Origin of the sequence: Lactobacillus kefiranofaciens (genome assembly GCF_900103655.1) — a bacterium.
Classification (GTDB): Bacteria; Bacillota; Bacilli; order Lactobacillales; family Lactobacillaceae; genus Lactobacillus; species Lactobacillus kefiranofaciens.
Map to the genome: position 1 here is coordinate 1 of NZ_FMXC01000005.1, position 15,272 is coordinate 15,272.

A 15,272-nucleotide genomic window follows, 5' to 3' on the forward strand; every position below is an offset into this window, starting at 1 on the left:
GCTGTCAATATCAGAGTCCCCAATACCAACGTGCCTTAAAACTTCAGGTCATTACTCAAAGCATGTCTAGAAAAGGCAATTCCATGGATGATGGTTTAATGGAGAACTTCTTTGGTCTGCTTAAAACAGAGATGTTTTACGATCAAGAGTACAAATACCATAGCCTTCAAGAATTAACTCAAGCTATTAAAGAATATATTGAATACTATAACGAAGAAAGGATAAAGAGCAGATTAAAAGGCTTAACTCCGAAAGAATATCGGAATCAAGCCTCTATTAATCCTGTATTTTAAACTGTCTAATTTTTAGGTCTCAGTTCAAATAAAACTTAACAGTTCTTATTATTCTCTTTAGCAATTACAGTAATCTACTAGCAGTTTCGTGATTCAGTCATCACAACATGGTAATTGGCCTTTAATAAAGCTGGGCCATCGCCGATCATGACGCTTCCGTCTAAAAGCTGGGAATCGTTCTTTAACTCTAAGCCACAGTTAACATAATCTAAATGAAGGTTATCTTGCAATTCAGCCAAATCATAATCAGAAGTATAAATTTCTACTCCTTCATTGTTATGCAAAACAACGGGGTAATCCTTATCGGGATGATCAAGCTTTATAATTGAATACATCATCCCCATTGAACAAGCACCGCCTTTGATAGAGTATTTACCTCCTCCATCATCACAAATCAATAATAAGGGATGTCCTGCCAAACCTCTTCTTTTTAAATAATCTAATGCCCGTTGTGTAAATTTGATTTTAGCCATTTTTATCACCTCTCTAACTATTATCATAGTCAGATTTTACAAGAATAAATTGACATAAGTCAATAATTTTAACTTTTTAGCAGTTAAAGAAAGCAATGACTGAAGATAAAATAAGAATTAAACCAACAATAAAAGCCAGAAAAGAAATAAACTTAACGGTTTGGGGATGGTTCTTGCTTGGCTTGTAATGATTAAAGATTGTTAGAATAATTTCAAAAACAACCAAAATAAATCCGATAATTGACATAAAAAAAGCTTTTACCTCCCTGCTCTACACTAATTTAAATAATTTTGGTGGCCTGCCAGAGCGTTTAGCGGAAGCAGTTCCGACTTCCTTGAATATCTTTTTGTGTGTTTTCTTAAAATTAGAATTATCAATTTTATCAACGCTGGTTTGTCTAAAAATAGCGTAAACTTCTCGTGCTTGTCTTAAGGTGAAAGTTGGACCTAATATTTGTAAAATCGTTGGTTGATAATCAAGCTTATTGTTAATTCTTTGAATAGCTGTATTAATGATCTCTGCATGATCAAAAGCTAATTTCGATTTAGCGTCAAGTTGCAATTTAATTTGATCATTCATTAAAAAGAATTTCTTTTCTTTAAAGTTAAAAGAAAACCAACGTGCTTCAATAGCTCCATAATCAGCTTTAAGCTTGGGCATGATTGGTAAAAAGGTCATATATGCCAAAGCTAATGCTCTTTTACCGGTTACTCTTTTAGGATTGGTGAAAGCAGCTAATTGTTCTGTTGCACTATCTGAAATTAAAACACCAATCTTATCTTTAATTAAGCGAATACAAGCAGCTTCGGCACTCTCGTTGCTTCGCAAAAGTGTTTCAGGCAATGCCCAACTTTTCTTGAATGGGTCACTAGCTCTTTTGACAAGTAAAATCTGTGGTAAATGAGTCTTGGAATTAAAACTCCATATAATATTTGTAATAGTAATTAAAGGTCGAGCAACAATTTTTTCAGGCATAATTTCACTTCCAATTTTAGTGTCTCTTAATTAAATTTTAGCTTAATGAAATCAAAAAAGGAATATAATTTAACATCTGCCAAGAAAAGAACTACGATGAACGTGGCTGAACAAAAAAGCCTTCCTCCTAGAAGCGTAATAAACAATTTATTATATTTTCTTCATATATTTATTTAGTCAAAAGCAGTGGTCAAATTTGATCACTGCTTTTTTCTGGTTAAATATTAACTTGCAGTTTAGGTAAAAAGTACTATAATCAGGTTAAATAAAAGTAACTTAGACTTTTATTTTTGAACTTATTAAAGTAAATTTTACTTAAATAGATAGGAAGCTTATTATTATGTCACATGAAATGTTGACAGATCTTTATGAATTTTCAATGGCAAATGGCTATTATCAAACCTTGCCTCATGACAAGCAAGCAAGTTTTGATGTCTTTTATCGCAATGCACCTGATGAAGATAGCTTTGTGCTTAGTGCTGGCTTAATGCAAATTATTGAAGAAGTTAAAAATTGGCATTTTACTAAGGAAGATATTGATTATCTCCGTGCACTTAATAAATTTTCTGACGAATTTCTTACTTTTTTGAAAGATGCTAAAAATAAATGTACCATCAATGCTATGACTGAAGGAACTCCTCTATTGCCTCGTGAACCAATTTTGACAATTTCAGGTCCACTTATTGAAGTTCAACTTTTAGAAACTCTGGTATTAAATATTTTTAATCATCAATCTCTAATTGCTACTAAAGCTTGGCAAATTACCCATGCTGCCCAAGGTAGAGCTGTAATGGAATTTGGAGCTCGCCGTGCACAAGGCCCCGATGCAGCTACTTATGGTGCTCGGGCTGCGGTAATTGGCGGTTGCACTAGTACTTCAAATGTTCTTGCTGGTCAAAAATTTAATATTCCAGTAGCTGGGACAATGGCACATGCATGGATTGAAAGTTTTCCAGATGAACTCACTGCTTTCAAAGCATGGGCAAAAATTTATCCTGATACTGCTTCCCTACTAGTTGATACATATGACGTTGTAAAATCAGGTGTTCCTAACGCTATTAAAGTATTTCAAGAACTTAAAGCGCAAGGACATCGACCATTAAGTATCCGCATTGATTCTGGTGATATTACTCGTTTAGCTAAAAAAGCTCGGCAAATGTTTGATGATGCTGGTTTATCTGAAGTTAAAATTACTGCTTCCAATGCGCTTGACGCTCATATTGTTAAGTCATTACTTAATGAAGAAGCTCCAATTGATAACTTTGGTATTGGTGAACGTTTAATCACTAGTTCATCAAGTCCTGTACTAAGTGGTGTTTATAAAATGTCCGCTCTAGAAAACAAAGGCCAATGGGTCCCTAAAATCAAGATTAGTAATAGCCGAGAAAAGATTACTTTGCCTGGTAATAAACAAGTTTATCGCTTATATTCAAGAAATGACCCTAAACATGCTTTCGCTGATATTATTGCGTTAGCTGATGAAAAATTAAGAGATAAAATTACAGCTATTGATTCAGATGTTCATGCTACCAATGATGTTGTAACACTTACCGACTTTACTGCTCGTCCATTACTCCATCAAGTATTAGCTGGTCAAAAAGCTGCTCCAATTGAAACAGATACTTTTGCAATTCAAAAATATGCTAAAGAACAAATTGCGGAATTGCCTAAAGAAACTAAGCGCTTAGTTAACCCTGATCATTATCCTGTATATCTAACTAAGAAATTAGCTGATTTACAAAAGAAATTAATTGCGGAATACAAGTAGGCAAAATTATGAATAATGAAGCTTTATTAATCATTGATTATACTAACGATTTTGTAGCAGATAAAGGTTCTTTGACTTGTGGCTTGCCAGCTCAAAAGATAGAGAAGCAAATTGTATCATTGGCTGAACAATTTTTAAAAGAAAATAAATGGGTGATTCTTCCAACTGACCTGCACTTTAAGAATAATCCTTATCATCCTGAAACCAAGTTGTTCCCTCCTCATAATTTAGGTCATACTTGGGGACGAGAATTTTATGGTGAATTGCAAAAATGGTATGAAGACAATAAAGATAATGATCATGTCTTAATGCTTGATAAAACTAGGTATTCTGCCTTTTGCGGTACTAATTTAGACTTATTTTTGCGGGAAAGAAAGATTACCACTCTTCATTTAACTGGTGTTTGCACCGATATTTGTGTTTTACATACGGCCGTTGATGCTTACAATAAATGCTATAAATTGGTTGTTCATAAAAATGCGGTTGCTAGTTTTGATGAAACTGGCCATAAGTGGGCGTTGAATCATTTTAAGACTTGCCTAGATGCCAAAATAATTGATTAAAATATAAAAAAGAGTTGAGATCAATATTTTCAATATGTATTGTTGATCATCAACTCTTTTTGTTTAAAGCTCTATTTTAAAGGAAAAATCTTGTCAGGATTGATAATTCCGTTTGGATCAAAGACTTTCTTTATCTCACGAAGCAAATTAGTATAATCCTGGCTATAATAATCTTCAAAATAAGCTTGACGAGCATAACCAATACCATGCTCTCCTGACATGTTTCCGTCAACTTCTTTTGCTTTCTTATAAAGTTCAGAAATTACTTTTTTGCTCTTTTGAGCGAAAATATCTTTTGAATCTTTATCGGAACAAAGATAAATATGTAGGTTACCATCACCAGCATGGCCGAAACTTGGAATTCTCATTTTAACTTCTGTTTCTAATTCCTCAATTCTAGTTAATACTTCTGGAATTTTATTAATCGGAACAGAAATATCTACTTCATCCATCATAGGAGTAGAATTTTGAATAGCAAGCAAGAGTTCTTCTCGCGCTTTCCAAATTAGTTGTGCTTTCTCAGAACTTGCTTCTAAAATTACAGCTTGTTTACTACCAAATCTAGTAGTAGTTTTTAAGGCCTGCTCTAGCTCAGCTTTAATCTCCTCTTTTGTAAAAGCATCTAAACCTAAAATAATGAAGCCTTCACCTTTTTCAGGGAATTTTTGATGAGCATATTTTTCCCATAAGTCTAGTACTTGGCGGCCCATAAATTCTACAGTTGTTGGTACTACGCCAGAAGCTAAAATAGCTGGTACTGATTTTAAAGCATCTTCTAAACTAGAGAAGGGTATTAGTGCATTAATCGTTTCTTTTGGTCGAGGATAAAGACGCATGGTGACTTTTCGGTCACTATACCTAAAGTTCCCTCAGATCCAATGATTAAGTCTTTTAATGAATAACCAGAAGAAGATTTAACAGCTTTTGCTCCGAAAACGTAGCTCTTCCCATTAGCCAAAACGACTTTTAACTTACGAATATGTTCTCTAGTTACACCATACTTAATTGCCTTTAGACCACCGGCATTGGTGTTGACATTACCACCAATTGTAGCCCAATGCATTGCTGGAGCGGGCATATACGTAAACGGTTTATCAGCCAAGAATTCCTCAATATCTTTTAATCTGATACCTGCTTGAACCGTCATTGTTAAACTGTTAGGCTCATAAGCCAAAATTTTATTCATTTTAACCATATCTAAAGAAATACCACCATGTATTGTTAGATTGGCTCCCATTAGACCGGTTGAGTTACCACGAGGGACTACTGGGATATGGTGATCGTTGGCATACTTAACTACTTTTTCAGCCTCTTCATTAGTAGTTGGCTGAATCACAAGTTCAGGCATTGCTCTGACTGTTTTAAACTGATCATGATTCCAGTGAACAGTTGGTTTTGTGATGAACCGTTCTTTATTAGCAATAAATTCTCGTAAGTTTTTAATATCAGTTTGTGTAAGTGTTTCATGCTCCATTGTTGTCACATCTCTTATTTATTTCTTGATAAAAAAGCAGTGATCTTTAACGACCACTGTTTTTGCTTAAATGAGGACTAAATTAATTATTTTTATTCCGGCTGCCTAGCCAGTAAGGCAATGCAACGAAAACAATTCCGCCGATCATATTACCTAAAGTAACCCAAAGCAAATTGTACCAAAGGCCGCTTATTGAAATAATTCCTGCTGCTTTAGCTGGATTCATCAAGGCTACTACTAGCGTAGTCATATTAGCCACAGAGTGTTCAAAGCCTGATGAGAAGAAAGCTAACAAGCACCACCAAACCATAATCAATTTAGCAGTATCATCTTTAGTTTGAAAACCTGACCAAACGGCTAAGCAAACTAAGATATTACATAAAATACCTCGTAAGACTAACTGTACCGCTGGTGCTGACATTTTTGCTGCGGCAGCTTTAGTAAAAGCTGCTGCTACAAGAGGCAAATCAAGACCTGAGGCGGTAAAAATCCAGCTTAATAAAACAGCACCAACTAAGTTACCTAACCAGCAAATTAGCCAAAGGATAATTGCTTGACCGATATTTACTTTTTTCTCTAGAAGACCAGCTCCCATGACAAAATTATTTCCAGTAAATAATTCAGCGCCAGGGATGATAACTAGACTCAAGGCAATTCCGAAGATAAGACCTTTAACAAGGTTAGCTGCCGGATTTGTCCCTAGCTGACTTCCTACTGTGAAGGCTAATAGAATACCGAAACCGATATACATTCCGGCTAAAATTGACAATAAAAAATAACCCATCGGGTTATTTTTCAATAAATTGAATTTTTTGCTGGCTGCATTAGCTGCACCAGCAAAGGCTTCTTGATACATTGTAAAATCTCCCACATCTTTTATTTATTTAATTAGTGCTGTGAAGCACCAGTTGAAGTATCTGGCTTCTTTTCCTCTTCCTTTGCTTGTGCTGCCTTGGTAGAAGCACCTGATGAAGCATCTGGATCAGAATTGCGCCGGTAAGTTGCACCGGTAGAAGCATCTTCATCAATAACTAATTTTTGACCAGTAGTTTCACAGAAATATTTAACAAGTGGGTATAAATCTTGTACCCATTCGTAAATACCGGCATAATCGCCATTGTCGTCTTCAACACGCTTATAGTAGTGAAGTACCAGAACTTGAAGGTGCTTGGAAAGAAGGCGGCAAAGGTACCTCTGTAGCCGACGTAATGACTGTCGGTTCTGCTACTAAGCCGCGTGAAATCACTGATGGGGTTCTGCCTGGAAAGAACTACCCTAACCATTCAGCAATTGATTTTTACCACCACTACAGGGAAGATATTAAATTAATGGCCAAAATGGGCTTTAAAGCTTTCAGAACTTCCATTGCTTGGACTAGAATTTTCCCTAATGGTGACGAAAAAGAACCTAATGAAAAAGAACCTAATGAAGAAGGTTTGAAGTTTTATGACGATTTATTTGATACCTGTCATAAATATGGCATTGAGCCTGTAATTACTCTTTCCCACTTTGAAATGCCATTCAATTTGGCTAAAAATTATGGTGGTTTCACTAACCGTAAATTGATCGACTTCTTTGTTCGCTTCGCTGAAGTTTGCTTCAAGCGCTACAAGAACAAGGTCAAGTACTGGATGACTTTCAATGAAATTAATAACCAATCTGCTTTTAATAATGACTTTTTGATGGCAACCAACTCTGGTATTTTATTCAAAGATGGTATGACCGACAAGGATAAAGAAGCTGCCATGTACCAAGCTGGTCACTATGAATTAGTAGCTTCCGCCTTAGCTGTTAAGATTGGTCACAAGATTAACCCTAACTTCCAAATCGGCTGCATGATCAATTACTCACCTGTTCGTCCATTAACCCCATCAAGTGATGACGTTCTTTTAGCTGACAAGTGGGAACAGCGTCGTGATTGGTTCTCTGACGTTCATGTTTTTGGCGAATACCCTCGTGAAGTTGAAGCATATATTGAAAGAAACGGCTATCGTCCTGACATTACTGACGAAGACAGAATTGTTCTTAAAGAAGGCACTGTGGACTATGTTGGCTTTAGCTACTACCAAACTACCACCGTTTCAAGCGAAAAGGTTAAACCAGATGACTTAAGCGATTTGGCCAAGGCAGTTGCCAAGAATCCTACTTTAAAGCGCAGTGATTGGGGCTGGGAAATCGATCCAGAAGGTTTGAGAATTGCTCTTAACCAATTCTTAACCAATTACAAGATCGCTACCACAAGCCTTTGTTTATCGTAGAAAATGGGCTTGGAGCTTACGATAAGGTCGAATCTGACGGTTCAATTCATGATGACTATAGAATTGATTACTTAAGAAACCACATTTCAGAAATGGAAAAGGCCGTTGAACTTGATGGCGTTGACTTAATGGACTACCTACCATGGGGTTGCATCGACTTGGTTTCTGCTGGTACTGGTCAAATGGATAAGCGTTACGGCTTTATCTATGTTGACAAAAATGATGCCGGTGAAGGTACGCTGGCTCGTTCACGCAAAGATTCATTCTTCTGGTACAAGAAGGTTATTGAATCAAATGGTCAAGATTTGGATTAATTTTAATTACAAAATATAACAAAAAGCACAATGAAATCTGCAATAGAAATCATTGTGCTTTTTAATTTAATTTTTTAAACTTACTTACCTGGTTGGTAATCTTTATCAATAATCAAGACTGGCTTAATTACCTTACCTGAAACTGAAGCTTGGTTTGCTTCGTTAATATCATCAAAGTCGAAGAACTTTTCAGTTTTTTCGTAATCAAACATACCTAACTTATTGAATCTTATCAAACGAGGAACATCGATTTGAGGAATTGCATCCCCCATGTTGACACCGATAACCTTCTTGTCGCCAACACAAAGGTCATTCCAAGTAGAGAAGGTAAAGTCATGTGGAGTAACAGCAATAGCTGCAAGCGTGCCACCTTGAGCTAAGGCATCAAGAGCTGGCTTCATTACTGCAGGCAAACCGGTAGTATCAACAGCATAATCAACACCATAGCCATCGGTTAAGTCTTGAATTTTCTTAACTGGATCTTCTTCTTTAGAATTAATCGTATCAAGTGCGCCTAATTCCTTGGCTAATTCCAAACGACTAGGAACAATATCAACGGCAATTACCCGAGTACAACCTGAAATCTTGCCAGCCATCATAGCAGCTAAACCAACGGCACCAGTACCAAAGACAGCAATCGTTTGACCTGGACGTGGCTTTAAGGTATTAAAGACTGTACCAGAACCAGTAATATAACCACAGCCTAAAGGTCCTACTCTACGCAAGTCAGCACTCTTATCAACTTTAACACAATTACGTTGGTTAGTTACAGTAGTAGTGGTAAATGATGATTGGTTAAACATGTCTGAAATATGCTTACCATTTTCTTGGAATTGATCATCACCATCAAAACGCGTACCTGATAAATTGTATTTAGCATAGTTACGACATTGAGTTGGAATACCTTGCAAACATTTATCACAAAGACCATCTGCATAGAAGACCATCACAACGTGATCACCTGGCTTTAAATTTTGTACCTCAGAGCCTACTTTTTCAACAATTCCGGCACCTTCATGCCCTAAGATTACAGGATAGCCTAATGAAGCATCGCCTTTACGAATAGCTTCATCTGAGTGACAAATCCCACTAGCAACCATGTGTACTTGAACATCCGTTGGACCAACATCGTGCAATTCAATATCATCCTTAATAACGAATGGATCGCCTTTCTTTTCAACTACAGCAGCTTTAATCTTCATAATTATAAACCTCTTTTTTAACAATCTCTCTTGAATCTTTACAATTCTTATCTTAGTTCTTGTGAATCTTTTTACAATATCAAAAATAAATTTTGTTTACTATCATTTTTTAAGATCTTTAATTAAAAACAATGCTATAGTACTAATAGAGTATGCGTTTACATATTATTTAGATATTGCATTTAATATTATTTTTTAACAAAGAAGCAGCAAAAACTTATGATTAACCAAAATATTTGGCAGCAACTAGCTGCCCTAACTCCAATCGAAAAAAAGCAGATTGCTAAACATCAATTTGTTAATGATCTTTCACCATATGTTCTAATAACAAACGGTAAAAAACGAGTAGTCAATCAAAAACTACTTAGCCATCACTCCATTTATTTAAGCAAACACAATCGCTTCGCTCCCTATCCTTTGCATAGTCATGAATTCGTAGAAATTAATTATATGCTTAAAGGCAACTGTGATGAACTAGTTGAAGGAGAACATATTCATCTGACTCAAGGCGATGTGTTAATGATGGATATTGGCTGTCATCATTGTATTGATCAACTAGATAAAAATGATTTAATGATCAATTTGATCTTTAACAATAAAAATATTTCTCTACAAAATGAAAATAAGCAAAAATTTATCATCTTCCCTAAAAATGAAGATATTACTAATACTATGGATGATATTATCAATGAATATTATTCCGGTTCTATCTACCGCGGCTTAATTATCGACAATTATTTTAATATTTTATTAGCTAAGATTATTCGTAATTATCCTATGATCGAAAAAAAGGTTTATGGCAATCAGAGTCGCTTGCTAGTCGATCTCCTAACCGAAATTTCTAATGACTATCAGAATGTTTCTTTGAGCAAATTAGCTGATCGTTATGGCTATACTAAGCCTTACTTGAGTAATTTAATTAAAAAATTAACCGGACACACCTTCATTGAATTGCGCACCAAAAAGCGTCTTGAACAAGCGCAATATTTACTTACTTCTAGCAATTATTCCATTGCTAAAATTTGTGAATTAGTTGGTATCCATAATCAAAATTCTTTTTACACGAAGTTTAAGCAACAATACCAAATGATGCCCAGCGATTATCGTAAAAAGAACTATTTGACCGACCATTTCATTTAAAGTCTTGCTAAAATAGATTTAGATAGTTAAAAAGGCAGAACAAGCAATGAAAAATATTTATTTTAATCATGACGGTAATATTGATGACCTAGTTTCATACTTACTATTGCTCCAAGCACCAAACATTAAATTATTGGGTGTAGGAGCAATTGATGCTGACGGCTACATCGATCCTTCTGTTGAAGCATGCCGCAAAATGACAGATCTCTTTAACTTGCGTAAAGATAAATTAGCCGTGGCACGGTCAAATTCACTGGCGGTTAACCAGTTTCCACATGAATGGCGCATGGCAACTTATTCTTTTAACTACTTGCCAATCTTAAATGAAAAAGGTTCAATTGCTACCCCGCAAGCGGAATTACCAGCTCACTTAGATTTAGTCGATAAAGTTAAAAAGTCTACAGAACCCGTAACTTTAGTCATGACTGGTCCTTTAACTGACTTAGCTAGAGCACTAGATGTCGATTCCAGTATTGAAAAGAATATCAAAAAGCTCTATTGGATGGGTGGCTCTCTTGACGGACACGGCAATGTCGCTATGATTAACGCAGACGGCAGTCAAGAATGGAATTCCTTCTGGGACCCATATGCAGTCAAGCGCGTTTTCAAATCAAACATTCCGATTCAAATGGTGGGCTTAGAAAGTACTGAAGAATTGCCGCTTAACGATGAATTAAGACAGCATTGGGCAAGCTTGCGCAAATATCCAGCAATGGACTTAGTAGGCCAAGGCTACAGTTTAATTATTTCGATTCCAAGTGCTGAATTATATTTATGGGATGTATTAACCACAGTAAGTGCTCTTTATCCAGAAATCGTTGAAACTGAAACGGCACATGCCAAAGTAATTACTGATGGATTACGTGCCGGCAGCTTCGATCGTGATCCTAATGGACGAGAAGTTGCCATCGTTACCAAGGCACACAAAGATTTATTCTTCCAAAAGATGGATGAAATCCTGGAAAGAACAAAATAAGATTAATGAAAAAGGCATCCGACTGGATGCCCTTTTTAAATTGCCTTAATTGCTTTTTTATAAAGAATCACTGCAATCCAGGCCGAAATAAAGGATGGCAAAACAATCACCACGAACAGGTTCGGATCCAAAAAATTCCCCACTCGAATGAAATGCGTAATTGAGCTAATATGCTTGATATTGCTGAAAATTGCCTGATAAACAGTAACATAAATCAAACACCACTGAATGTAATATTCTACCAAAGTCAACGTTGTAGTTGAAAATTTAAAAACGTGAGCTGCAATTCGCATCCCCCAATAAACAAAAATTCCCGACAAAACTACAAATACTGCCAGCAGCAAAAATAAATTTCCTAGATTAATATGATCTCGATTTCGCATTAATAAATATGCAATCACTAAAAAGATCAAAAAATTAATCGTCGAAAAGAAAATTTGAATTACAAACAAAATAGCAGCTTTCAAAAATTCAAATTTATGCTCTGAACGAAAAAGAGCGATAATCAAGACGATAATCGCACCAATAATAAAATAAGTACTTACATGCAAAGCAAACTTACCCTTTCTACTTTTCTGCCTGCTTAAGTGCTTGCCTTACTGCATCTTTAACTCCATTAGAAGTAAAAGTAGCACCTGTAACTGCATCAATATCGGCCGATTGCTGCGTCATAATTTCTTGCTCTAGCTGCTTTTGAGCTTTTTGTCCATACTGTGGCGTTTCTGTCGTCAAATCTAGATCTACATGATTAATCCTACCATCTTTAATCTCCAAGCGTGCAGATACAAAGCCTGCCATGCCCCGTGCCTTGGCTGTATAAGTTCCATCTTTTAACATTTGAAAATCCTCCCGATCAAAAAAATGCTCTTGTATCTATTATACAAGAGCATCATTAGGAAAAGACATAAAGATATTAATTTTGGTATACCATTATGTGAAAATTATTGATATACTTATTGCTGGGTCTAAAATGTTTTATAAGTCCTTATTATGACCCAGGCAGGTAGTAGAAATCCCCTTCTACCTGTTTTATTATAGCACTTTATATAACGGGCGTTACTTAATTGCTAAAACTCTTTTGTTTTTCGGTACAAAAGAGCTTTTTATTGCGCTATTACCCTTTAATTACGTTAAAATTGAATAAGTATAGTAGTTTTAATTAAAGAGGGTAAAACATGTATCCAGATAATAATATTCTTACATATCTAAAGTGGCGAGGAGATGTTGATTTTAGCACATCACCTTTTAACAACATCGATGCACTTGTTTTATCTATTTTTTCATACTTAGATCTGCCCGATATTGTTAGTAGCGATGGCCAAACGATCACACTCGAAAAAGCAGCGCAGCTTTATTTCGCACCTGATCATAATCGCAATGATAATTTGCAGTATCAACAATTATTTAAATTAATGGCCGAAGCAGATCGCTTTAAAGGTGCAAACTTATCTTATTTTGTTAGTAGTTTAACTCAGCACACTCAATTCAGTGCTATTAAGATTGAACTAGCAGATGGAACTAATTTTATTGCTTTCCGCGGAACTGATGATTCGCTAATTGGTTGGAAAGAAGATTTCGAAATTAGCTTTATAATCACAGCGGCGCAAAATCAGGCAGTGAAGTTATTAGAACACATTCTTAAAGCAGATAACCAAGATTACTATTTAGGTGGGCATTCTAAAGGCGGCAACCTTGCTGAATACGCGGCCATCAATATTGAACCTAAATTACGCAAACGAATTAAGCGTATTTACACCTTCGACTCCCCTGGTATTGCAGAAGAAGTAGGTGCTCAACTGCCACTAAAATATTTACAAAATACGCTCAGACGATTCGTACCAGAATTTAGCGTAATTGGGCGATTATTTGAGCCCAAAAATATTAATCCAACAATCGTTAACAGTGTTAACAAAAACTTGAGCCAACACGACGCTTTTAGTTGGCAGATTATTGGCTCTAACTTTGATACTAGACGTCATCTCAACCCGCAATCTCAGGTTTACAATCAATTGATCAATCAATGGATTGGGGATGCTACGCTAGATGAACGTGAATCACTAACTAATGATTTATTTTCTGCTTTAGGCGCAGGTGGCGCTACTAAGATCAATGAACTTAATAAAAACGGCTTTGGTGGTTTTGGCGCAATTTTATTCTCCTTCGCAGATTCATCACGTAGAACTAGATTCGTCTTTGGTTCACTTATCTCATCTATTTGGCAAATGATCAAAAGCCGTCACTTCACCCAGGTATTATTCTCAACCGATACGATTGTTGGCTGGGCAATGGTTATATTAGGAATTATTAGTCTCACCCTGCCACAATATGCGGTTAGAGCATTTGGAGCGTTAGTTGCTTTCACTGGAATTGGTTTTAGTGTTCATCAAATCTTAGACACGGCCAAGTCCAAATTAAAAGACAGACAAAAAAACTTCTTTATTATTTCATACTTAATTGTTTTCGCATTATCAACAGCCTTAATTTCAAACAATCGCCTATTAATCTTTTTAGCTCATTATTTCTTAGGACTGTTCCTAATTATTTATTCCTATGTTAGATTGCGGCAATTGATTCTACGCCGAATCCCAGGCATCTTTTATATTGTGGCAGTAGCTATCGAAGCTTTGATTGCCTTTGCATTAGGCATCATCGTGATAGTCAATCCCCAGGCTTTTAACCGTAGATCAATTATTATCATTGGCATTCTGCTAATCGCCTATGGCTTCTTTAAACTAATCGGAGAATTATTTAGTCAGCGGCATAAAATGCCTAAAAAACATCGCTAAAAAATAAGAGCAAAGTAAGTTAAAATTAACACTTACTTTGCTTTTTATGTGAAGTAATTTGTTAGATACTTAATTAAAGTCTAGCTCCGCAGACTACTCCTTCAGTTCTAAAATTAATTCTCAGCTACCCAACCATTTGCTTCAAGCATTGTTACAGCATCATTAATCTTCAATTCAGTATTGCCAAAGTGTAATTCATTGTTCTTCATTTCAGTTTTAATAGCTTCTAACATTTTAATTACCTCACATTTTCTAACGTGCTTTTTCTCTTTACGCATATATAATAACACTGGTTATTTTAATTACAAGCCCAATTTAAAAAATTATTCTTTTTTAATCAGAAAAATAGCTAAGAACGTTGTTAGATCAACACCCTTAGCTAAATAAAAATTTTAAAAATAATTTCTTCAATAACGTTAATTAATCAAAAACAGTTTGCCAGTTAGGATCTTTTGAAGCTCGATAGCACATCTCCAGCTGTTCTGGTGTATTGCGATCAAGCGATAATCTAGGCAAATTATCTAAAGCAAAATAACGGCAATCTGATGTTTCAGTATTATCTTCAAACTTGCCGCCTAAGACTTTGCAAAGGTAAATTGCCTTCATGATACCTGTAGCTAAAATCGGCTTGTTATGCTTATTCCGATCTTGTAGTGCAATTAGTTTAATTGGCTCAACATCTCTGCCAGATTCCTCTTTAGCCTCTTTAATACAATTTTCTTTAGTAGAAAGATTGGCCTCGCACCATCCTCCAGGCATTGACCAATCATCAGACAATTTTTCATGAACTAGCAAAATTCGATCATCCTTAAAAATAGCAGCCCGTGTTTCAATCTTGGGCGTTTGATATCCCTCATCACCACAAAAAAGCGTCTTAACCTGTTTAAGTGGCATTCCGGTTTTAGCAGCCATCATTTCAGCGGCAATTTGTCGAACCTGCTCATAGCGTTCTCGATCAAACACATCATTCCCATATTTCAAGCCATTCTGCGCGATACTCTGTAATTCAACCGCCCAATCTGTAAACTGATCATTAGTTTTCATAATTT

At 35.8% G+C, this 15,272-nt stretch carries 14 protein-coding genes and 3 pseudogenes; 7 read left to right on the forward strand and 10 right to left on the reverse strand.

All coding sequences use genetic code 11. The features are described from left to right. The coding region (locus tag BLP58_RS03290; RefSeq protein ID WP_143000309.1) for an IS3 family transposase at nt 1-293 on the forward strand (293 nt) is incomplete at its 5' end. Between the two features lie 77 nt (nt 294-370). On the opposite strand, the gene BLP58_RS03295 is transcribed toward BLP58_RS03290, so the two are convergent. The 3 genes from BLP58_RS03295 to BLP58_RS03300 form a co-directional block, all read right to left on the reverse strand. Next, nucleotides 371-766, reverse strand: coding sequence for an iron-sulfur cluster biosynthesis family protein (locus BLP58_RS03295; RefSeq protein ID WP_013854263.1), 396 nt, complete (start codon nt 764-766; stop codon nt 371-373). Between the two features lie 76 nt (nt 767-842). Beyond that, nucleotides 843-1,013 (reverse strand): hypothetical protein, encoded by a 171-nt coding sequence (locus tag BLP58_RS12050; protein ID WP_013854264.1) that lies wholly within the window; start codon nt 1,011-1,013, stop codon nt 843-845. A 24-nt stretch (nt 1,014-1,037) separates the two neighbouring features. Further along, nucleotides 1,038-1,742: an NUDIX hydrolase gene (locus tag BLP58_RS03300; RefSeq protein WP_013854265.1), complete on the reverse strand. Its 705-nt coding sequence runs from the start codon at nt 1,740-1,742 to the stop codon at nt 1,038-1,040. A gap of 340 nt (nt 1,743-2,082) precedes the next feature. On the opposite strand from BLP58_RS03300, the gene BLP58_RS03305 reads away from it, so the two are divergent. After that, nucleotides 2,083-3,510, forward strand: coding sequence for a nicotinate phosphoribosyltransferase (locus tag BLP58_RS03305; protein WP_013854266.1), 1,428 nt, complete (start codon nt 2,083-2,085; stop codon nt 3,508-3,510). A gap of 8 nt (nt 3,511-3,518) precedes the next feature. Next, nucleotides 3,519-4,073: a cysteine hydrolase family protein gene (locus tag BLP58_RS03310; RefSeq protein ID WP_012211741.1), complete on the forward strand. Its 555-nt coding sequence runs from the start codon at nt 3,519-3,521 to the stop codon at nt 4,071-4,073. A gap of 71 nt (nt 4,074-4,144) precedes the next feature. Here BLP58_RS03310 and BLP58_RS03315 read toward each other — a convergent pair. The 3 genes and pseudogenes from BLP58_RS03315 to BLP58_RS03325 all read right to left on the reverse strand — a co-directional run. Continuing rightward, nucleotides 4,145-5,547: pseudogene (locus BLP58_RS03315) on the reverse strand (FAD-binding oxidoreductase). 82 nt (nt 5,548-5,629) lie between these two features. Beyond that, complete coding sequence (locus BLP58_RS03320; protein WP_013854267.1) at nt 5,630-6,403, reverse strand: formate/nitrite transporter family protein; 774 nt, start codon at nt 6,401-6,403, stop codon at nt 5,630-5,632. 32 nt (nt 6,404-6,435) lie between these two features. Beyond that, a pseudogene (locus tag BLP58_RS03325) lies at nt 6,436-6,714 on the reverse strand (PAS domain-containing protein); the annotation flags it as partial. Here BLP58_RS03325 and BLP58_RS11870 point away from each other — a divergent pair. Beyond that, nucleotides 6,702-8,119: pseudogene (locus tag BLP58_RS11870) on the forward strand (6-phospho-beta-glucosidase); the annotation flags it as partial. The pseudogenes BLP58_RS03325 and BLP58_RS11870 sit on opposite strands and share 13 nt — an antisense overlap. A gap of 80 nt (nt 8,120-8,199) precedes the next feature. On the opposite strand, the gene BLP58_RS03335 reads toward BLP58_RS11870, so the two are convergent. Next, a complete protein-coding gene (locus tag BLP58_RS03335) occupies nt 8,200-9,321 on the reverse strand; it encodes an NAD(P)-dependent alcohol dehydrogenase (protein ID WP_013854268.1) in 1,122 nt (373 codons plus the stop codon). A 219-nt stretch (nt 9,322-9,540) separates the two neighbouring features. Here BLP58_RS03335 and BLP58_RS03340 point away from each other — a divergent pair, with 219 nt between their 5' ends. Then, entirely contained in the window at nt 9,541-10,461 is a 921-nt protein-coding gene (locus tag BLP58_RS03340) for an AraC family transcriptional regulator (protein ID WP_013854269.1), read from the forward strand. A 46-nt stretch (nt 10,462-10,507) separates the two neighbouring features. Further along, complete coding sequence (locus BLP58_RS03345; RefSeq protein ID WP_013854270.1) at nt 10,508-11,437, forward strand: nucleoside hydrolase; 930 nt, start codon at nt 10,508-10,510, stop codon at nt 11,435-11,437. A gap of 35 nt (nt 11,438-11,472) precedes the next feature. On the opposite strand, the gene BLP58_RS03350 is transcribed toward BLP58_RS03345, so the two are convergent. Next, nucleotides 11,473-11,988 carry an SA1002 family membrane protein gene (locus BLP58_RS03350; protein WP_013854271.1) on the reverse strand — a complete coding sequence of 172 codons (516 nt, stop codon included), beginning with the start codon at nt 11,986-11,988 and terminating at the stop codon, nt 11,473-11,475. 16 nt (nt 11,989-12,004) lie between these two features. Continuing rightward, the gene (locus BLP58_RS03355) at nt 12,005-12,274 is read right to left on the reverse strand and encodes an FMN-binding protein (RefSeq protein WP_013854272.1); all 270 of its coding nucleotides are present in this window, start codon (nt 12,272-12,274) and stop codon (nt 12,005-12,007) included. 338 nt (nt 12,275-12,612) lie between these two features. Here BLP58_RS03355 and BLP58_RS03360 point away from each other — a divergent pair, with 338 nt between their 5' ends. After that, on the forward strand, nt 12,613-14,223 hold the full coding sequence (locus BLP58_RS03360) for an Mbeg1-like protein (protein ID WP_025084254.1): 1,611 nt from the start codon (nt 12,613-12,615) through the stop codon (nt 14,221-14,223). Between the two features lie 420 nt (nt 14,224-14,643). Here the strand turns inward: BLP58_RS03360 and BLP58_RS03365 are convergent, their stop codons facing one another. Then, nucleotides 14,644-15,267 carry an NUDIX hydrolase N-terminal domain-containing protein gene (locus BLP58_RS03365; protein WP_013854275.1) on the reverse strand — a complete coding sequence of 208 codons (624 nt, stop codon included), beginning with the start codon at nt 15,265-15,267 and terminating at the stop codon, nt 14,644-14,646. Nucleotides 15,268-15,272: the final 5 nt, after the last annotated feature.